This is a genomic window from Allobosea sp. ASV33 (genome assembly GCF_016428755.1).
In the GTDB taxonomy this organism is placed as follows: Bacteria; Pseudomonadota; Alphaproteobacteria; order Rhizobiales; family Beijerinckiaceae; genus Allobosea.
In genome coordinates, this window is sequence record NZ_JAELTI010000002.1 from 67,089 (window position 1) to 86,783 (window position 19,695).

Here is a 19,695-nt window from a genome sequence, read left to right on the forward strand (position 1 = left end):
TCGCGGCGGAGCGCAGCACGCGCCCCGCCGCCGTCAGATCACTTGGCGGGGGTGAGTTTCACGCCGGGAGCGGGGAACTTGTAGTCGTCGGCGACCTTCCCGGCGGCGGGAATCTCGATCCAGCGTTCGACCGCGCCGCCTTCGCACTCCTGCACGACCGGCACATAGAGCGTGGTATCGGCCTTGAGATCCTTGGTGAGATAGCCCCGCAGGACGAACTCGTCATAGTGCTCGTCGAGCAGTTTGCCGCCGCTCCAGACCACCTCCTTCACGCCCTCCGAGGTCGGCGTACCGTAGTAGTCGTAGGACTTGTCGTACTTGCCCTTGACGGTTTCGAGGGTCCAGCCAGGCTTCGGCATGGGCTTCACCGCAATGACGCCTTCGGGGATCTGGACACGAACCTTCGTCGTCGCGGCTCCCTTGCAGCCGTGGGGTACGCGCAGCACCGCCTTGTAGGTCGAGCCGACCGGAGCCGAACCCGTTTCGAGCGTGATATGGGCGAGAGCGGGTCCGGCGACGAGCAAGCCGGCGAAGGCGAGAAGATATTTCATAGTGTTTGTCCTCGGTTGACGAAGGCCATCGTGACGGCCGGTTTGCGACAGGCTCGCAGCCCGCCGAATGGTGAAAAGCCGGAAGTGGAACGGAGCGAACAACGTCTCATGCCGTCAGCCCTTCAGCCTGGCGGCGGCGCGCTCGGCCGCTTCGCGCGCGGCGGCGAGAGCACGAGCGCGGCGGTGTAGAACGTCATCCGTCAGTGCCGGTCCGGCCTTGGCCGGCGATCCGCTGTCAAAGGGCGGCTGCGGATCGTATTCGAGGACGAGCTGGGCTCGACGCGCCCATTCTTCGCCGAGGAGCTGGGCTCCAAGCGTAAAACCGAAGTCGAGCCCCGCGGTGGCGCCGCCGCCGGTGACGACGTTGCCGTCGGTCACCACGCGCTCGTCAGAGCGGAGCGCCCCGAAGAGCGGTAGCAGGTCGCGGATGTACCAGTGCCCGGTCGCCTTCCGGCCTTGAAGGAGGCCGGCGGCGCCGAGCAGCAGCGTGCCGGTACAGACGCCCGTGACGTAGCGCGCCTTGCCTCCGATCTCGCGCAGGAAGGCAATCGTCTCGCCGTCGTCGAGCATGGCGATCGTGCCGTCGAGCCCGCCGGGCACAAAGAGGACGTCGACGTCGCGAGGACATTCCGCGAAGGTCGTCGTCGGCGTCACCGGAATGCCAAGTTCGGTCTGAACCGGCGTCCGGTCCTTGCCGACCAGATGGATCTTGCCGCCGGTCAGATTGAAGACGCTGAGCGGACCGACCAGATCGATCATGATTATCTTCGGGTGGACCAGCATCGCGAAGCTGGGGGCGTCGGGCTGCGCCGGACTTTGCGCCTTCGCATCAACAACTGCTGCGAGTCCGGCTATCGCCAAGCCGGATGTTACTTCTCTGCGATTCATGGTGAGGATCCGCGCCCCTACGGCGTCGGATCAGGTCCATGACCTTGCTGACGACCGCGGGCAGGCTGAAGACAGCCGTCGCGGACACTCGTCCGAGACGGCGGCTCAGGCCAGGGCTGGCGGTGCGCGCGGACTTCCCGGGGAATAGTCTGAGAGATAGCCAACGGGTTGATCGAGCCGTTGGATAAACGCAACGAGATCGGATGGCCGCTGCGTCAGGAGCTCAAATTCTGGCTGGGTTGGATCACCAGAGGCCAATGCTTGGCACGCGGCCGTGCAACAGCTCATCCCGGCATGGGCTTGCGACTTGTCGTGATCACCGCCAGGAACAGCGTCGCCGCTCGGCGCGCAATGCGTCAGGGCGAGACTGCGATCGAATGTGACCGCATTGGCATAAGCGCCCGCGGCCAGCCCTGTGAAAACCGCCTGAATCACGAGCAGATAGGCCGCGAAAACCGCGATCCATGACCTACCCCGCGATGCGACGGAATTCGACACTCAGATCCTCCAGTGCGCTATCCATAGCGCCCGACCAGTCGGACGCAAAGCGACAAAGCGCCACTGCTGCGACAAGGAAAGGTCTACGGCAGAGGCGCTTCAGTGCCGCCTATCGATGAAAATCGAACGGGCGTGGGACAGGAGTTGTGCCGAAGTGTGATGGCCGGCCCGGTTCATAAGGCCGGGCGGGCTCACGACATGGCAGAAGCCACGATCACTCCCAGTTCAGCGCGCCGCCATTCTGGTACTCGATAACGCGGGTCTCGAAGAAGTTCTTCTCCTTCTTCAGGTCCATCGCTTCGCTCATCCAGGGGAACGGGTTCTCGGTTTCGGCGAAGACGGGAGTTAGCCCGAGCTGGCCGCAGCGGCGGTTGGCGATGAAGTGCATGTACTGCTCGCAGAGTGCCGCGTTCAGGCCGAGGAAGCCCCTCGGCATGGTGTCGCGGCCGTAAGCCGCCTCCAGCTCGGCCGCATCGTGGATCATGCCGCGGACCTCGTCCTGGAAGGCCTTGGTCCAGAGATGCGGGTTCTCGATCTTGATCTGGTTGATCACATCGATGCCGAAGTTCAGATGGATCGACTCGTCGCGCAGGATGTACTGGTACTGCTCGGCGATGCCGACCATCTTGTTGCGCCGGCCGAGCGACAGGATCTGCGCGAAGCCGGTGTAGAACCACATGCCCTCGAAGATCACGTAGAAGGTGATCAGGTCGCGCAGCAGCGCCTGGTCGTTTTCCGGCGTTCCCGTTTTGAAGTCCGGGTCCTCGATGTTCTGCGTATGCTTCAGCGCCCAGGCGGCCTTGTCGGTGATCGAGGGCACCTCGCGATACATGTTGAACAGCTCGCCCTCGTCGAGCCCGAGGCTCTCGACGATGTACTGGAAGGTGTGCGTGTGGATCGCCTCCTCGAAGGCCTGGCGCAGCAGATACTGCCGGCATTCGGGGTTGGTGAGGTGGCGGTAGATCGCCAGCACGATGTTGTTGGCGACGAGGCTCTCGGACGCCGCGAAGAAGCCGAGATTGCGCTTGAGCATGCGCCGCTCGTCCTCGCTGAGGCCATCCTTCGACTTCCACAGCGCGATATCGGCCTGCATCGAGACCTCGGTAGGCATCCAGTGGTTGTTGCAGCCGGAGAGGTATTTCTCCCAGGCCCATTTGTACTTGAGCGGCAGAAGCTGGTTCACATCTGCACGGCAGTTGATCATCCGCTTCTCGTCGACGCTGACGCGGCCGCCCTTGCGGTCGATCTCGCCGAGGCCGGTGGCGTCGGCGGCGGGTGCCGGGTTGGTCAGGATGGCGGGGTTGGCCGGGGGCGCCGGCGTGGTGTCGGACCAGTCGAGCATGAGGATATTCCGTTCTTGATCTGAGGGCGCGGGCGCCCGGGGGCCACCCGGGGCGCTGTCATCGCGAAGAGTTCGAGCCGAAGCAGCCGCTACTGGCAGGCTTCGCAGGTGGGATCATCGATCGAACAGGCGTTGGGGACCGCCATGCCGTTCTCCAGCGGGATATCGACGATGATCGGCGCTGCCGCCTTGGCCGGGACCGGCACGGTGGCCGAGACGGCGTTGAGCTTGCCGTCGGTGCCCTTCAGCGTCGACTTCTCGACATGGGTCGCCGACAGCGCGCGCAGGTAATAGGTCGTCTTCAGGCCCAGCCGCCATGCCAGGCGGTAGGCCTCGTCGAGCTTCCGGCCGGAGGGCTGCGCCATGTAGAGGTTCAGCGACTGGCCCTGGTCGATCCATTTCTGCCGGCGGGCGGCGGCCTTGATCAGCCATTCCGTCGGGATCTCGAAGGAGGTGGCGTAGAGCGCCTTGAGATCGGCCGGGACGCGGTCGATCCCGCTGACCTTGCCGTCATAGTATTTGAGGTCAGAGACCATCACCTCGTCCCAAAGCCCCCTCGCCTTCAGGTCGTGGACGAGCCCGGCATTCACCACCGTGAAGTCGCCCGACATGTTCGCCTTGACGTAGAGCTGGCTGTAGGACGGCTCGATCGACTGGGAGACGCCGACGATGTTGGAGATCGTCGCAGTCGGCGCGATCGCCATCGTGTTCGAGTTGCGCATGCCGGTGGTCTTCACCCGCTCGCGCAGGCTCTCCCAGTCCAGTGTCGAGGAGCGATCCAGCTCGACATCGCCGTCGCGGGCCTCCGAGAGGATGTCGAGCGAGTCGATCGGCAGGATACCCTTCGACCAGAGCGAACCCTCGAAGCTCGGATAGCGCCCGCGCTCGGCGGCGAGATCGACCGAGGCCGAGATCGCATGGAAGCTGATCACCTCCATCGACGTATCGGCGAAGGCGACGGCGCCTTCCGAGGCCGCCGGCAGACGCAGTGTCTGGAGCGCGTCCTGGAAACCCATCAGCCCCAAGCCCACCGGGCGATGGCGCAGGTTCGAGCGGCGTGCCTCGGGGATCGTGTAGAAATTGATGTCGACGACGTTGTCGAGCATCCGCATCGCAGTCTTCACGGTGCGGGCCAGCCGCGCCTGATCCAGCCCCTCCGCAGTGACATGCGCGGCGAGGTTCACCGAGCCGAGATTGCAGACCGCGACCTCGTCGGCCGAGGTGTTGAGCGTGATCTCAGTGCAGAGGTTCGAGGAATGCACCACGCCGGCATGCTGCTGCGGCGAGCGCAGATTGCAGGCGTCCTTGAAGGTGATCCAGGGATGGCCGGTTTCGAACAGCATGGTCAGCATGCGCCGCCAGAGGTCGAGCGCCTTCACCCGTTTGAAGACCTTGATCTGGCCAGCGGCTACCTTCGCCTCATAAGCCTCGTAGGCCGTCTTGAATGGCTTGCCATAGAGGTCGTGCAGGTCCGGCACCTCGTCCGGCGAGAACAGCGTCCAGTCGGCGCCGGCCTCGACGCGCTGCATGAACAGGTCGGGAATCCAGTTCGCCGTGTTCATGTCATGGGTGCGGCGGCGGTCGTCGCCGGTGTTCTTCCGGAGATCGAGGAACTCCTCGATATCGACATGCCAGGTCTCGAGATAGGCGCAGACCGCGCCCTTGCGCTTGCCGCCCTGGTTGACCGCGATGGCCGTGTCGTTGGCGACCTTCAGGAACGGCACGACGCCCTGGCTCTCGCCGTTCGTGCCCTTGATGTGAGCGCCAAGGCCCCGCACCGGCGTCCAGTCATTTCCGAGGCCGCCGGAATATTTGGCCAGCAGCGCATTGTCCTTCACCGCCTTGAAGATGCCGTCGAGATCGTCGGCGACCGTGGTCAGGAAGCAGGAAGAGAGCTGCGGCCGCAGCGTTCCCGAATTGAACAGGGTCGGCGTCGAGGCCATGAAGTCGAAGGACGACAGCAGGTCGTAGAACTCGATCGCCCGCGCCTCCCGGTCGATCTCTCGCAGCGCCAGCCCCATGGCGACGCGCATGAAGAAGGCCTGCGGCAACTCGAAACGATTGCCGCGAACATGCAGGAAATAGCGGTCGTAGAGCGTCTGGAAGCCGAGATAGTCGAATTGCAGATCGCGCTCCGGCTTCAGCGCCGCCGAGATGCGGGCGATGTCGAAGCGGCCGAGCTCGGGGTCGATCAGCTCGTTCTCGATGCCGGTCTTGAGGTAGGCCGAGAAATACTCGCCATAGCCGGCGGCCATCTCTTCCTGCGACGCCTGCTCGGCATGGCCGTGGACGAAGCTCAGCGCCTCGCGACGGAGCTTGTCGAGCAGCAGGCGGGCCGAGACCTTGGCATAGTTCGGCTCGCTCTCGATCAGCGTCCGCGCCGCCAGGATCGGCGCCAGCGCCAGTTCGTCGAGGGAGATGCCGTCATAGAGGTTGCGGCGGGTTTCGGTCAGGATCGGCCCGGCCGAAACACCGTCGAGATCGGCGCAGGCCTCGCGCACCACCTTGTCGAGGCGCGCGGCGTCGAGCGGAACGAGCGTTCCGTCGGCAACCTTCATATGCAGCGACGGCACCGCAACGGCGGAAGGCTTCGTCTCGGCGACCGCCTTGGCGCGCTCCCGCGCCCGCTCCTCGCGATAAAGCACATAGGCACGGGCGACCTTGTGGTGCTCGCCGCGCATCAGCGCGAGCTCGACCTGATCCTGCACGTCCTCGATGTGGAAGGTGCGGCCGTTCGCGGCCCGGCGGGTCAGTCCCGCCACGACCTGCTCGGTCATTTCCGCGACGGCTTCATGGATTCGACGCGAGGCGGCAGCATTTGACCCCTCGACCGCCAGGAACGCCTTGGTCAGCGCGACGGATATCTTCGATGGATCGAACGGCGTGACCGCACCGTTGCGGCGAATGACCTGGTAACCGGGTTCACTGCCGGATGCCTTGGTGACCGCGAGATCGGCAGCCGGAGGAACGGCAACCGGCCGCTCGGCTTCAAGAGAAAGAGACATGGCATCAACCCCAAATGTTGGGGGCAAAGGCCAGAGCGGTTGCGTCGAGAAGGCGCGCGACACCACAAGGCCGCGACCTGCCAAGCGCACCACCGGGACACCCCGCCCGAGGACGTTCACTAGGTCGCGGCAGGTCTCCTGGCTCGCGGGTCAGCGCTCTGGTCCCGTCTTCCCAAAGCCTTTCGGCTTCAGTGACTTTGCTGGGCCCAGAACTCGCCGCTTACAGTTGCGGGGGCAGCGCCGGTATCGCACCGGCTTCCCTCTTAGCTCTCGATCTTGCGATTCGAGAGACCATCGACCCCTATATTTAGTGGCCAAGGCCTTGCAAGTGTCAATCGGTCGTAAGCCCCCTAGCCGGATACCTGTGAAGAGCGGAGATCGATGTCGCGAGTCCCGACGCGGTCCCGTTCCCGCCATTCGGCGATGATGTCGGGAGCCTGCGCCAGGCGTGCGATCCTGTCAGGTGGATGGAGAGGAAAGTGAATATCCTGCTTTCCTCGGCGAAATGATGCACTTCCCGAGATCGGCAGCCTACCATCCTTGATCCAACGCCGGCGTTCCCGGGAAGAGATTTCAAGGAGTTCATCGACCACCCGCGGGTGCAGACGTTCCCTTCGAAACTCGTCCACACGTCGGTTCAGGTCGCTCAACAAGCGCTTTATGTTCGCTTCCGGCTCGCTCCCATCGAACACTGCGGAAACCTCATGTTCGTTGGCGACGAGAGACAGCGGTTTCGCGTGGCGGATCATCCGCCCGATGATCCGACGGAGTTCCTTTGCGCGCATTCGCGAGCCAAGCGTCGCATCGCGGGGGATGCGGCTCGTCAGGCGGTAACCATCGTCGCATTCTTCCAGCGTCGCGCATCGGCTCCGCTCATCGAGCGCCTTCATCCCGAACCCATCGTCTCCGCCCGTCAGCCCGCTCGACCGCGCTCCCCCCGGTCCGATCACGCCTGCCCAGGCTTTATTTCACCGCGTACGGCGCAAACGCGCTTCTCTGTTCGTCCACATGCAGCGGCCGTCCGACCGGAGGAAACGCGCGCTGGGGACAGGCCGGGCGTTCGCAAATCCTGCATCCGGCGCCGATTGGCGTCGCAGCATCGCCGTTCGTCAAGTCGAGGCCATCGGAATAGACTAGGCGGCCCGCGTGGCGCAGGTCGCAGCCCAGGGCAACCGCAAAGGTCTTCCGGGGCTGGTGATAGCTTCCTCTGCCTCGGGAAACCGAGCGCGCCACCCAGAGATAGGTACGATCATCGGGCATCCGCGCCACCTGCGTCAGCACGCGACCAGGTTGGGCGAAGGCGTCATAGACGTTCCAGAGCGGGCAAGTTCCGCCGACCCGGGAGAAATGGAAATCCGTGGCCGATTGCCGTTTCGAGATGTTCCCGGCTCGATCGACACGGATGAAGAAGAACGGCACGCCCTGGGCACCCGGCCGCTGCAAGGTCGAGAGCCGATGGCAGATGGTCTCGAATCCAACGCCAAATCGTTGGCCGAGAAGCTCGATATCGTATCGACACGCTTCCGCGGCCTTCAGGACGGTCCGATAGGGCAGCATCAGCGCCCCGGCGAAATAGTTGGCGAGTCCGATGCGGGCCAGGCGGCGGGAGTCATCGCTGCCGAAGCGGCCGGTCGCGACGAGATCGTCGATCGCTTCCCTGTGCTCCAGGAAGGCAAGTTGGGTCGCAATCTGGAAGGCGCGCTGCCCTTTCTCCAGATGGGAGGACAGCCGGAGCACGCCCTCCGCCGGATCGAAATGGCGCTGGCCGTCGTCCTCGCCGTTGAGTTTCAGATGGGCGACCCGAGTCGCATGCTTCGCTTGCAGGCGTTCGACCAGCGGCGCCTCAGCGTCCGCTCCATCGGCCCCGAGCTCCCGCGCGATCGCCTCGGCCGCCTGATCGAGCAAATCGATATGGTTATGCCGCTCATAGAAGAAGTCCCGCACCTCCTCGAACGGCGTCGAGACCGTCGTGGTCAGCGTGGATTGACGGTCGTCACCCATCCGCAACGCCAACGCGGCGGATTGTTCGAGCGCGCTGCGATAGCGCCGATGAAGCGTAACGAGTGCCCGCCCGACGGCGGGCATGTTGGAGGCGAGTTCGCGCAACTCCGCCGTGGCAATCTGCTCGCCGATGCCCGGATCGGTCAGCGCCTCCCGCAGATCCCCGATGAGCCGCGCTTCGTCATCCTCGGAGAAGAGCTGCACATCGACGCCGAAGGCGGCATTCAGCCTGAGCAGGACCGGTACCGTCAGTGGCCGCTGGTTGTTCTCGAGCTGATTGAGATAGCTCAGCGATAGGCCGAGCGCCGAGGCAAGCGCGGCTTGAGTCAGGCGGCGCTCCTCGCGCAGTCGCTTGATGCGAACGCCCATGAAAGCCTTCTTCATGGCCTTCCCTCGCAACCCACGGCGTCTTCGCAATCTTTGCAACTTCGCCGCCCCACCTTCGCAAAACTCCGCAATTTCAGCCCTTTATGCGTCACCCCCTTCGCAGATATTGCGAAGTCGACTGACGATTGCAAGCGGATGAGCACGACAGCATGTCGATATCGGCACCCCGGAAGACCGGAGGCGAGGAAGCGCCGACGCGCTTCGTGGAAATGATTTTTCCGGAACAGGCCAACCATTACGGCACACTTTTCGGCGGCCATGTGCTGAGCCTGATGGGAAAGGCCGCCTTCGTCGCCGCGACACGCCGGGCGCGTTGCGCCGTCGTCATGGCGACCTCGGAGAAGGTCGAATTCCATGAACCCGTGAGGGTCGGTGAACTCGTCGAACTCAGTGCCGAGGTTACCCGGGTCGGCCGGTCCTCCATGACCGTGACGATCGAGGTCATCGCCGAGGCATTGATCTCCGGCGAACGCCGCCTCGCGGTGCGTGGCGCGTTCGAGATGGTGGCCGTGGCCGCAAACGGCCGACCCATCCGCATTCCGGTTTCATCAACCTCCACACCGCCCCAGGAAGTTCTGTCGTGAAGCAGCACAGCGTCCGCACCCACAAATCCGCAGAGCATCTGCCGCGCCCGGCGCAGCTTGCCTGGAAGCTTGCCGAGCTGGCCGCCGATCCCGTGCCGGTCGAGCCCGCCGTCGTCGAAATGATCGGCAACCGCATCATCGACAATGCCGCGGTCGCTGCGGCCTCGCTGATACGCCGCCCGGTCACCAGCGCCCGGACGCAGGCACTCGCCCACCCCTTCAAGCCCGGCGCGACCGTGTTCGGCCTGTCGGCGCACCGCCGCGTATCTCCGGAATGGGCGGCTTGGGCCAATGGCGTCGCCGTCCGCGAGCTCGATTTCCACGACACCTTCCTCGCCGCCGACTACTCCCATCCCGGAGACAACATCCCGCCGGTGCTCGCGGTCGCCCAGCATTGCGGGCTCGACGGCGCGGCGTTGGTTCGAGGTCTCGCTGCGGCGTATGAAATCCATGTCGACCTGGTGAAGGGCATCTGCCTGCACGAGCACAAGATCGACCACATCGCCCATCTCGGCCCGGCGGCGGCAGCAGGCATCGGTACCGCCCTCAACCTCCCGGTCGAAACGATCTACCAGGCGGTGCAGCAGGCGCTGCACGTCACCACCACGACGCGCCAGTCGCGCAAGGGCGAGATTTCGAGCTGGAAGGCCTATGCCCCCGCCTTCGCGGGAAAGATGGCGGTCGAGGCCGTCGACCGCGTCATGCGTGGCGAAGGCGCTCCCTCACCGGCCTGGGAAGGCGAGGACGGCTTCATCGCCTGGCTGCTCTCGGGCCCGAAGGCTGAGTACCAGGTGCCGCTGCCGGAAAAGGGCGAGCCCAAGCGTGCCATCCTGGAGACCTACACCAAGGAGCACTCGGCCGAGTACCAGAGCCAGGCGCTGATCGACCTCGCCCGCCGCATGGGCCCGAAGATCGTCGATCTCTCGCGGGTGAAGAGCGTCGTCATCCACACCAGCCATCACACCCATTACGTCATCGGCACCGGCGCGGGCGACCCGCAGAAGATGGACCCGAAGGCGAGCCGCGAGACGCTCGACCACTCGATCATGTACATCTTCGCCGTAGCGCTCGAGGACGGCGGCTGGCACCACGAGCGCTCCTATACGCCCGAGCGCGCCAACCGCCCCGAGACGGTGGCGCTCTGGCACAAGATCTCGACGGTCGAGGATCCGGAGTGGACGCGGCGCTATCACAACCATGATCCCAAAGAGAAGGCGTTCGGCGGCCGCGTCGTCGTCACGCTTCAGGACGGGTCAGCCGTCACCGACGAGCTCGCCATCGCCGATGCGCATCCGCTCGGCGCCCGCCCCTTCGCCCGCGCCCAGTACATCGAGAAGTTCCGCACGCTGGCCGAGGGCATCGTCTCCGCCGCCGAGCAGGAGCGCTTCCTCGGCGCCGTCGCGCGGCTGGAGCGGCTCAAGGCGGACGATCTCGCGAGCCTGAACTTCGCGGTCGATCCCAGTCTGCTCGGCGCGCGCACCACCGGCATCTTCGATTGGAACGGCGGCCATGGCGAGGCCCGCTCCGGGCTTTCCGTCGTGGCCTGACGAGGGAAGATATCATGAGTCAGGAAAGTATCGCACCGGCCAAGCCGGCTCCGAAGAAGTCCGTGGCGTTGTCCGGTGTCGTCGCCGGCAACACCGCCCTGTGCACCGTCGGGCGGACCGGCAACGACCTGCACTATCGCGGTTACGATATCCTCGATGTCGCCGAGACCTGTGAGTTCGAGGAGATCGCCCATCTTCTCGTTCACGGAGCGCTGCCGACGACGGCCGAGCTTTCAGCCTACAAGGTCAAGCTCCGCTCCCTGCGCGGCCTACCGGCGGCGGTGCGGGCTACTCTGGAAGCCATCCCGGCCGCGGCTCATCCGATGGACGTGATGCGCTCGGGCGTCTCGGCGCTCGGCTGCGTCCTCCCGGAGGCGCACGATCACAACCACCCCGGCGCGCGCGACATCGCCGACCGATTGATGGCCTCTCTCGGTTCGATGCTGCTCTACTGGCATCATTTCGCCCAGAATGGTCGCCGGATCGAGGTGGAGACCGATGACGACAGCATCGGCGGTCATTTCCTGCACCTGCTGCACGGCAAGCCCCCGAGCGCGGAGCATGTGCGGGCGATGCATACCTCGCTTGTCCTCTATGCCGAGCACGAGTTCAACGCCTCGACCTTCACCGCCCGCTCGATTGCAGGAACCGGCTCCGACATCTATTCGGCGATCACCGGAGCGATCGGCGCGCTGCGCGGGCCCAAGCATGGCGGCGCCAACGAGGCAGCCTTCGACATCCAGAAGCGCTATGCCGATGCCGACGAGGCCGAGGCGGATATCCGCCGCCGGGTCGAGGCGAAGGAGGTCGTGATCGGCTTCGGCCATCCGGTCTATACCCTCGCCGATCCGCGCAATGCAGTGATCAAGGAAGTGGCGCGGCAGCTTTCGCGCCAAGCGGGCGCGATGAAAATGTTCGAGATTGCCGACCGGATCGAAGCGGTCATGGCCGAGACAAAGAAGATGTTCGCCAATCTCGACTGGTTCAGCGCGGTCTCCTACCACCTGCTCGGCGTTCCGACCGCAATGTTCACGCCACTCTTCGTGATCTCCCGCACCTCGGGCTGGGCCGCGCACATCATCGAGCAGCGGCAGGACAACAAGATCATCCGGCCTTCCGCCAACTATGTCGGCCCGGAAAACCTGCCCTTCGTGCCGCTGGAGGCGCGCGGTCGCACCGCCTCCCCGGCCCGGGCCGCGTAAGGAGATTGCAGATGCCCTATCTCGTCGGTTCCGAAATCTCGGACCAGCCCGCAGGCCAGCGCTTCCGCGCCCTGGTCGAGCGTGGCGGCATTGCCCGCCTGCCTGGCGCCCATAATGGCATGGCCGCCCTCCAGGCCAAGGCTGCGGGCTTCGAGGGCCTCTATCTGTCCGGCGCAGCGATGACGGCATCGATGGGCATCCCCGATCTCGGCATCATCACCGTCGACGAGGTCGCCTTCTTCATACGTCAGATCGCCCGAGCCTCCGGCCTGCCGCTGCTTGTCGATGGCGACACCGGATACGGCGAGGCGCTCAATGTCATGCATATGGTGCGCGTGTTCGAGGAGGCGGGCGCAGGCGCCGTCCATATCGAGGACCAGCTCCTGCCCAAGAAATGCGGGCACCTCAACGACAAGAAGCTGGCCGATGCCCATGACATGGCGGCCAAGGTCGCTGCCTCAGCGAAGGCGCGTCGCCACCTCTACCTGATCGCCCGTACCGATGCGGCTGCGAGCGAAGGCATGGACGGCGCCGTCGCGCGGGCGAAGCTCTATGTGGAAGCCGGCGCCGACGCGATCTTCCCGGAGGCGTTGACCACTGCCGAGATGTTCCGCGAGTTCGCTCGGCGCATGCCCGGCGTGCCGCTGCTCGCCAACATGACCGAGTTCGGCCGCACACCCTTCTTCACCGCCGACGAATTCGAGAGCATGGGATACCGCATGGTAATCTGGCCGGTCTCCTCGCTGCGCGCCGCCAACAAGGCCCAGCAGCGTCTCTACACGACCATCGCGCGAGACGGCGGGACCCACGCCATGGTCGATCAGATGCAGACCCGCGCGGAGCTCTACCAGACAATCGGGCTTGCCGATTACGAGACGCTCGACGCCTCGATCGTTGCCACGGTCATTCCGGAAGGGATGCCGCAGCGCGATCGCAAGGCGTCGTGACACGAGGGACGTCTGCGCGGTCGCGGATCGTTCGTCGGCATGAGTCAGGCCGATGTCTGACGCGACGTCCCCAGAAACCCGGCGATGAAATCGATGGTTTCGTCGCCGGTTCTCAAGCCCAGATGGATGCTTTTCTGAATACCTGACTCGCCGATACGAACGGGACGAACGCCGAGCGCCTCCTCCTGCTGGCGCACCAGCCAGTTCGGGATCGCGCTGACCCCGCGACCTGCCGCCACGAGCTGAAGCATCATCTCCGTGGTCTCGACATTCCGGTGGTGGCGCGGGCGGCTGTTGGCGGGCACCAGGAACTGCGTGAAAATGTCGAGCCGCTCCGGCGGCACCGGGTAGGTGAAGAGCGTTTCTTCAAGCAGATGTATAGGCTCCGCATGATCTTCGGCTGCCAGTGGATGACCGGCCGGGACGGCGAGCACCAGCTCATAATCGAACACCGGTAGGTAATGGATTCCCGGCGCCTCGAGCGGGTCCGGCGTGATCAGGATATCGATCTCATATCCCGTCAGGGCTGCCACACCGCCGAAGGCGAATGATGTCGTCAGTTCCAGGTCCACATTCGGCCAAGCCATGAGATAGGGCTTCGTCACGCCCATCAGCCATTGATGGCAGGGATGACACTCCATACCGATCTTCAAGGACCCGCGCTGGCCATCGCGATAGTCCGACAGCGCCTCCTCGGCCCTCTCGATCTGGGGCAGAACGCGCTGCGCCAGCGTCACGACGGAGCGGCCGGCCTCGGTGAGGCGGACCTTGCGGCCGTCCTTCTCCCACATGGCAACGCCATAGCGTTCCTCCAGCTTGCGCACCGTGTGGCTGAGAGCGGATTGCGTGACGTTCAGCCGCTCCGCCGCAGCCGTCAGGCTGCCCATCCGGTCGACTTCACGCAGGATCGAGAGATGTTGCCTGTCCAGCATCGCTATGCCTGCCCACTTCCCGGCGCTTGCGGCAACCAATGACGATCACTCATGCATTCATGAGACATTACCATTTTTTGTCAACGATTGCGTCCGCTATAAAGGACAAAATGTTTTGCCTGAAGACGGGCAGATGACTGCCGCTGGAGGTAGCCCCGAAGAAAAATGGGGCCATCCTGGAAAAGCAGGCAGTCATCGAAGGATCGTCTTGGAAGTTGGGGTGCCGGATCATGACGAGCCAGGATTTCACGTTTAATATCAAAACGATCCGCTTCGACGAGGATTATCATCCCTCGGAGAGCACGCGCGCCACGACCAACTTCGCCAACTTGGCCCGGGGCGACAATCGGCGAGAGAACCTGCGCAATGCGCTCAAGATGATCGACAGCCGATTCAACAGCCTGGCGCATTGGGACAATCCGAACGCGGACCGTTATTCCGTCCAGCTTGAGATCATCTCCGTCGAGATGAACGTCGGCGAGGGCGACACCAGCGGTGCGTTCCCGCTAATCGAGATTTTGAAAACCAGCATCGTCGACCGCGAGACGAGCGAGGTGACCGAAGGAATCGTCGGAAACAACTTCTCGTCCTACGTCCGGGATTACGATTTCAGCGTTCTTCTCCCGGAGCACAACAAGAACCGGACCGATTTCAGCACGCCGGAGAAATTCGGCGAGTTGCATGGCAATCTGTTCAAGCTCTTCCTGAACTCGAAGGCTTACAGGGATCACTTTAGCAAGCCGCCCGTCATCTGCTTGAGCGCCTCAAGCAGCAAGACCTATCAGCGCACTGACAATCAGCATCCCATCCTCGGCGTCGAGTATGTTCAGAACGCATTTTCGCCGACGGATGAGTATTTCAGAAAGATGGGTCTGAAGGTTCGCTTCTTCATGCCGCCGAACAGCGTCGCGCCGTTCGCCTTCTACTTCATGGGCGACATCCTCCGCGACTACACCAATCTGGAACTCATCAGCACCATCAGCACGATGGAGACGTTCCAGAAGATTTATCGGCCCGAAATCTATAACGCCAATGCTGCCGCAGGCACCTGCTATCAGCCGAGCCTGAAGAACGAGGATTATTCGCTGACCCGGATCGTCTACGATCGCGAGGAGCGCAGCCGGCTGGCGCTGGAGCAGGGAAAGTTCGCCGAGGAAAAATTCATCGCGCCCTACAGGACCATGCTCGAGCAGTGGTCTGCCAATTACGCCTCCTGACGAACCGAAGACACAAGGCTGCCGATCATGAAGACACTGTTGCCCACCTCGACCGCCGGCAGCTTGCCGAAACCGTCCTGGCTTGCGGAGCCCGAGAAGCTCTGGTCGCCCTGGAAGCTTCAGGACGAGGAATTGGCCGAGGGCAAGCGTGACGCTCTGCTCCTGTCTCTGGAAGCTCAATCCCAGTCCGGCATCGATATCGTCAGCGACGGCGAGCAGACGCGCCAGCATTTCGTCACGACGTTCATCGAGAACCTCGACGGCGTCGATTTCGAGAAGCGCGAGACTGTCAGAATTCGCAATCGGTATGACGCGAGCGTGCCGACGGTTGTCGGCGCTGTGTCTCGCCCGAAGTCGGTTTTCGTCGACGACGCCAAGTTTCTGCGCCAGCAGACCAGGCAGCCGATCAAATGGGCCCTGCCCGGCCCGATGACGATGATCGATACGCTCTTCGACAGCCATTACAAGAGCCGCGAAAAGTTGGCCTGGGAGTTTGCTAAGATCCTCAATGAGGAAGCCAAGGAACTGGAGGCTGCCGGCGTCGACATCATCCAATTCGACGAGCCCTCGTTTAACGTCTTCTTCGACGAGGTGAACGACTGGGGCATCGCCACTCTGGAAAAGGCGGCTGAAGGCCTCAAATGCGAGACCGCCGTGCACATCTGCTATGGCTACGGCATCAAGGCCAATACGGACTGGAAGAAGACCCTGGGTTCGGAGTGGAGGCAGTACGAGCAGACGTTCCCGAAGCTCCAGAAATCCAGCATCGATATCGTCTCGCTCGAATGCCAGAACTCCCACGTTCCGATGGACCTGATCGAACTCCTCCGGGGCAAGAAGGTTATGGTCGGGGCCATCGACGTCGCGAGTGACACCATCGAGACGCCCGCGCAGGTCGCCGACACGCTTCGGAAGGCGCTCAAGTTCGTCGATGCCGATAAGCTCTATCCTTGCACCAACTGCGGAATGGCGCCCCTGTCCCGCCGCGTCGCGAGGGGCAAGCTGAGCGCTCTGGGCGCAGGAGCAAAGATCGTTCGAGAGGAACTCGGAGCGGCCTAGCACAGGCGATGTTCGCCGACATGTTGGCGGCCTGATCGCCATCGGGACCGCCAACAAAGTCAACATGGCGTCCCCGCGCTCGCCGGACGACCGCGACGATCCCGTCGGAATAGTCTTTCAGGCGGGGGGGGGGGCCGTAACCGAATGCGAGCAAGGGATGGCGTGCGACCGCTTCGGTTCTGCCAGTCCCGACTTCGTCGAGAGGCCGATATGGGGATGATGAACCACAGCTTCGACATCGTGGACAAAGCCGCATTTCGCAACGGCATGTCGCGCCTCGGCTCGGCGGTCAACGTCGTCACCGCCAGATCCGGTGGCGAGCGTTATGGCTTCACGGCCTCAGCCGTCTGTAGCGTCAGCGACACCCCAGCGACGCTCCTCGTCTGTATCAATCGTGCGAGTTCGTGTTTCCACGCCTTCGAGAACGCGCGGCATTTTTGCGTGAATACGTTACTGCCAGGCCAGGAGGACATCTCCAACGTTTTCGGCGGAAGAAATCCGGTGCGGGACAGGTTCGCGCTTGGCGAATGGAGGGAGGGCCTGACGGGCGTCCCGGTCTTGGCCAACGCCTCGGTCAGCTTCGAATGCGAGCTCACCAATGCCGTGGACGAGGCAACCCACCGCATCCTCTTCGGGCGCGTCATCGACGTTCGCGAGCACGAAGAGCAAGCGACGCTGCTCTATTGCATGCGTCGCTATCTAAAGGGATAGAGCCCAAGAAACGCGCCGAACGAACCGCTCTGCCCAGGAATGATTTCGCACAACGAAGGAGACGCTGTCGGCGAGGCGTGCTTGACTCGCCGTTCTGTTTGTTCTCTTTATGTTCCATCAATTGAGGACATGACCGATGGCAGCAGTCGAGGCTTCCCGCCCGCCTGAACCAGATCCGTTTGCCGTTTCCGATGAGGAGGTCGATGCGGTCCTGGAGGAAGCCAGCGGAGATTCCCGGGAGGCGATCCGGATGGTTCTCCGGGATATTGCTGTCATGGCTGCCGACGCCGATGCAGCTTCGTCGCGCGGTTTCTTGCGCGGTCGCTTTTCGGAGGGGCGGCGCCGTCCTCGCGTCGTCGACGAAACATGAGACGGAAGGGAGAGCTGCCGCCCTCGGAGGTTGACCTTCGCTGGCCTCACCAGCGCAGTCGAGATCCCGCCGGGCCATGGGCTCGGCATTGTCCCATCGACAGGACCCCTATCCTCGCTCGCGCCACGGGGCCATGAGGTCGCGTATGACGGCAAGCGATATCGCGTGTTTTGCTTCTCCGATCCCGATCAGGCCGCGCGCTTCAGGGAGATTATGGGCGGGCTCGATTTCGATCATCGAGATCGCGGCCGCGGAGCCTATTGGGGAACCTGGTATCGGGGGCGTGGAGCCGCCCGCGATGCCAAGCGCAGCCGATCCTGACGCGCGCTTATCATTCGACATGGTAGGTTCGGGCGAATCATCATCCAGCAGATCCTCATGAACGCCGTCGCCCCGATCAGCTATCTCGACACGCTCAATTCGGCGCAGCGGCGCGCCGTCGTTCATGGCGTGGGCGCAATAGTGTCGTCTCCGCTCCTGGTCATTGCGGGCGCCGGATCGGGCAAGACCAACACGTTAGCGCATCGGGTCGCGCACCTGCTGGTCAGCGGCGCCGACCCGCGGCGCATTCTGCTGATGACCTTCTCGCGCCGCGCGGCATCGGAGATGGCGAAGCGCGTCGAGCGCATCGCGCGGAAGGTTCTTGGTGACGGTGCCGGGGTGCTGAGCGATGCCCTCACCTGGGCAGGCACCTTCCACGGCATTGGAGCCCGGCTCCTTCGGGATTGCGCCGATCAGCTCGGCCTCGACCCTGCCTTCACCATCCATGATCGGGAGGATTCTGCCGATCAGATGAACCTGGTTCGCCATGAGCTCGGTTTCTCGAAGACCGAGTCACGGTTTCCGACGAAGGGGACCTGCCTTGCGATCTATTCGCGCTGCGTAAACGCGGAAGCGCCCATTGAGGAAGTCCTCGGCCGGTCCTATCCCTGGTGCGTCGCCTGGGCGGCGGAGCTGAAGGACCTCTTCGCGGCCTACGTCGAGGCCAAGCAGAGCCAGAACGTCCTCGATTACGACGACCTGCTGCTCTACTGGGCGCAGGCGATGACCGACCCGGACATCGCTGCGGATATCGGCGCGCGCTTCGACCATGTGATGGTCGACGAGTACCAGGACACCAACCGCCTCCAGTCCTCCATCCTGCTCGCGCTCAAGCCGGATGGTCGCGGTCTCACGGTGGTCGGCGACGACGCGCAATCGATCTATTCGTTCCGCGCCGCGAGGGTCCGCAACATCCTCGACTTCCCCGCCGCATTCTCGCCCCCTGCGGAGGTCGTCACCCTCGACCAGAATTACCGCTCGACCGAGGCCATCCTCTCGGCCGCCAATGCGGTGATCGATCTGGCCACGGAACGTTTTACCAAGAACCTCTGGACCGACCGCGCCAACGGGTCGCCTCCCCAGCTCGTGCATGTTCGCGACGAGGCCGATCAGGCCCGTTTCATCGCCGATAAGGTCCTCGAGAACCGCGAAGGCGGCTCGACGCTGAAGCAGCAGGCGATCCTGTTCCGGGCGTCGCACCATAGCGGTCCGCTCGAAATCGAGCTGACCCGCCGCAACATTCCGTTCGTGAAGTTCGGCGGGCTGAAGTTCCTCGATAGTGCGCATATCAAGGATCTGCTGGCGATGCTCCGGTTCGTGGAGAACCCGCGGGACAAGGTCGCCGGCTTCCGCGTGATGCAACTTCTCCCGGGAGTGGGGCCGACATCGGCGCAGCGTGTGCTCGCTCACATCGCACAGGCGGCCTCCCCGATCGAAGCGCTGGAGAACGCCCCTGCCCCACAGCGCGCCGGCGACGACTGGCCCGGGTTTCTCGCTGCGGTCGCCGAGATCCGCTCCGGCGGCGCTGGCTGGCCCGGTGAGATTGAGCGCGCCCGGCGCTGGTACGAGCCGCATCTCGAAAGAATTCACGAGGACGCATCCACGCGACAGGCCGACCTGGTGCAGCTCGAGCAGATCGCCAGCGGCTACCCTTCCCGGGAGCGCTTCCTAACCGAGCTCACGCTCGATCCCCCCGATGCGACAAGCGACCAGGCCGGGGTACCGCATCTCGACGAAGACTACCTGATCCTGTCGACAATCCATTCCGCCAAAGGCCAGGAATGGAAGTCGGTCTTCGTCATGAACACCGTCGACGGCTGCCTTCCCATTGACCTTGGGACTGGATCGAGGGACGAGATCGAGGAGGAACGGCGCCTGCTCTATGTCGCGATGACGCGGGCGAAGGACGACCTTCACCTGATCGTGCCGCAACGCTTTTTCACGTCCGGCCAGTCCGGAACCGGTGACCGCCACGTTTACGCCAACCGCACGAGGTTCATCCCGAATGGCTTGCTCGGTCATTTCGAGCGGATCGCCTGGCCGATCGCCTCAGGGACGGAAACCGGCCGGACGCCGAGCGGTGCCCCGAAGGTCGACGTTCGAGCCAAGATGCGCGGCATGTGGAGATGATCG

17 protein-coding genes and 1 riboswitch are annotated in these 19,695 nt (G+C 63.8%); of the genes, 10 read left to right on the top strand and 7 right to left on the bottom strand.

What is annotated here, in order from left to right; translation table 11 throughout:
• Positions 1-38: 38 nt before the first annotated feature.
• Positions 39-551, bottom strand: coding sequence for a YcnI family copper-binding membrane protein (locus JHD80_RS01005; protein ID WP_199084503.1), 513 nt, complete (start codon positions 549-551; stop codon positions 39-41).
• 114 nt (positions 552-665) lie between these two features.
• The gene (locus tag JHD80_RS01010; protein WP_199084504.1) at positions 666-1,439 is read right to left on the bottom strand and encodes a DJ-1/PfpI family protein; all 774 of its coding nucleotides are present in this window, start codon (positions 1,437-1,439) and stop codon (positions 666-668) included.
• A gap of 168 nt (positions 1,440-1,607) precedes the next feature.
• Here JHD80_RS01010 and JHD80_RS01015 point away from each other — a divergent pair, with 168 nt between their 5' ends.
• The gene (locus JHD80_RS01015) at positions 1,608-1,907 is read left to right on the top strand and encodes a hypothetical protein (RefSeq protein WP_199084505.1); all 300 of its coding nucleotides are present in this window, start codon (positions 1,608-1,610) and stop codon (positions 1,905-1,907) included.
• Positions 1,908-2,151: 244 nt separating this feature from the next.
• Here JHD80_RS01015 and JHD80_RS01020 read toward each other — a convergent pair whose 3' ends face one another.
• The 4 genes from JHD80_RS01020 to JHD80_RS01035 all read right to left on the bottom strand — a co-directional run bounded on the left by JHD80_RS01020 (position 2,152) and on the right by JHD80_RS01035 (position 8,669).
• The gene (locus JHD80_RS01020; RefSeq protein ID WP_199084506.1) at positions 2,152-3,279 is read right to left on the bottom strand and encodes a ribonucleotide-diphosphate reductase subunit beta; all 1,128 of its coding nucleotides are present in this window, start codon (positions 3,277-3,279) and stop codon (positions 2,152-2,154) included.
• A gap of 89 nt (positions 3,280-3,368) precedes the next feature.
• Positions 3,369-6,284 carry a ribonucleoside-diphosphate reductase subunit alpha gene (locus JHD80_RS01025; RefSeq protein ID WP_199084507.1) on the bottom strand — a complete coding sequence of 972 codons (2,916 nt, stop codon included), beginning with the start codon at positions 6,282-6,284 and terminating at the stop codon, positions 3,369-3,371.
• A 111-nt stretch (positions 6,285-6,395) separates the two neighbouring features.
• Positions 6,396-6,596, bottom strand: a riboswitch (cobalamin riboswitch).
• Between the two features lie 38 nt (positions 6,597-6,634).
• Complete coding sequence (locus JHD80_RS01030; RefSeq protein ID WP_199084508.1) at positions 6,635-7,174, bottom strand: hypothetical protein; 540 nt, start codon at positions 7,172-7,174, stop codon at positions 6,635-6,637.
• Positions 7,175-7,247: 73 nt separating this feature from the next.
• Positions 7,248-8,669, bottom strand: coding sequence for a short-chain fatty acyl-CoA regulator family protein (locus tag JHD80_RS01035; protein ID WP_199084509.1), 1,422 nt, complete (start codon positions 8,667-8,669; stop codon positions 7,248-7,250).
• Between the two features lie 152 nt (positions 8,670-8,821).
• On the opposite strand from JHD80_RS01035, the gene JHD80_RS01040 reads away from it, so the two are divergent.
• Genes JHD80_RS01040 through prpB form a run of 4 tightly spaced genes read left to right on the top strand, consistent with a single transcriptional unit; the run spans position 8,822 to position 12,952 of the window.
• A complete protein-coding gene (locus tag JHD80_RS01040) occupies positions 8,822-9,256 on the top strand; it encodes an acyl-CoA thioesterase (protein ID WP_199084510.1) in 435 nt (144 codons plus the stop codon).
• Positions 9,253-10,803, top strand: a complete 1,551-nt coding sequence (locus JHD80_RS01045) for an MmgE/PrpD family protein (protein ID WP_199084511.1) — start codon at positions 9,253-9,255, stop codon at positions 10,801-10,803. The genes JHD80_RS01040 and JHD80_RS01045 overlap by 4 nt, the downstream gene beginning before the upstream one ends.
• Positions 10,804-10,817: 14 nt before the next feature.
• On the top strand, positions 10,818-12,005 hold the full coding sequence (gene prpC, locus JHD80_RS01050) for a bifunctional 2-methylcitrate synthase/citrate synthase (RefSeq protein ID WP_199084512.1): 1,188 nt from the start codon (positions 10,818-10,820) through the stop codon (positions 12,003-12,005).
• A gap of 11 nt (positions 12,006-12,016) precedes the next feature.
• Complete coding sequence (gene prpB, locus JHD80_RS01055; RefSeq protein WP_199084513.1) at positions 12,017-12,952, top strand: methylisocitrate lyase; 936 nt, start codon at positions 12,017-12,019, stop codon at positions 12,950-12,952.
• Between the two features lie 44 nt (positions 12,953-12,996).
• On the opposite strand, the gene JHD80_RS01060 is transcribed toward prpB, so the two are convergent.
• A complete protein-coding gene (locus JHD80_RS01060; protein WP_199084514.1) occupies positions 12,997-13,884 on the bottom strand; it encodes a LysR family transcriptional regulator in 888 nt (295 codons plus the stop codon).
• A 230-nt stretch (positions 13,885-14,114) separates the two neighbouring features.
• On the opposite strand from JHD80_RS01060, the gene JHD80_RS01065 reads away from it, so the two are divergent.
• The 5 genes from JHD80_RS01065 to JHD80_RS01085 all read left to right on the top strand — a co-directional run bounded on the left by JHD80_RS01065 (position 14,115) and on the right by JHD80_RS01085 (position 19,692).
• On the top strand, positions 14,115-15,101 hold the full coding sequence (locus JHD80_RS01065; RefSeq protein WP_199084515.1) for a DUF1852 domain-containing protein: 987 nt from the start codon (positions 14,115-14,117) through the stop codon (positions 15,099-15,101).
• Between the two features lie 27 nt (positions 15,102-15,128).
• Complete coding sequence (locus JHD80_RS01070; RefSeq protein ID WP_199084516.1) at positions 15,129-16,160, top strand: methionine synthase; 1,032 nt, start codon at positions 15,129-15,131, stop codon at positions 16,158-16,160.
• 216 nt (positions 16,161-16,376) lie between these two features.
• Positions 16,377-16,871, top strand: a complete 495-nt coding sequence (locus JHD80_RS01075; protein ID WP_199084517.1) for a flavin reductase — start codon at positions 16,377-16,379, stop codon at positions 16,869-16,871.
• Positions 16,872-17,007: 136 nt separating this feature from the next.
• A complete protein-coding gene (locus tag JHD80_RS01080) occupies positions 17,008-17,241 on the top strand; it encodes a hypothetical protein (protein WP_199084518.1) in 234 nt (77 codons plus the stop codon).
• Positions 17,242-17,619: 378 nt separating this feature from the next.
• Positions 17,620-19,692, top strand: coding sequence for an ATP-dependent helicase (locus JHD80_RS01085; RefSeq protein ID WP_199084519.1), 2,073 nt, complete (start codon positions 17,620-17,622; stop codon positions 19,690-19,692).
• Positions 19,693-19,695 lie beyond the last annotated feature (3 nt).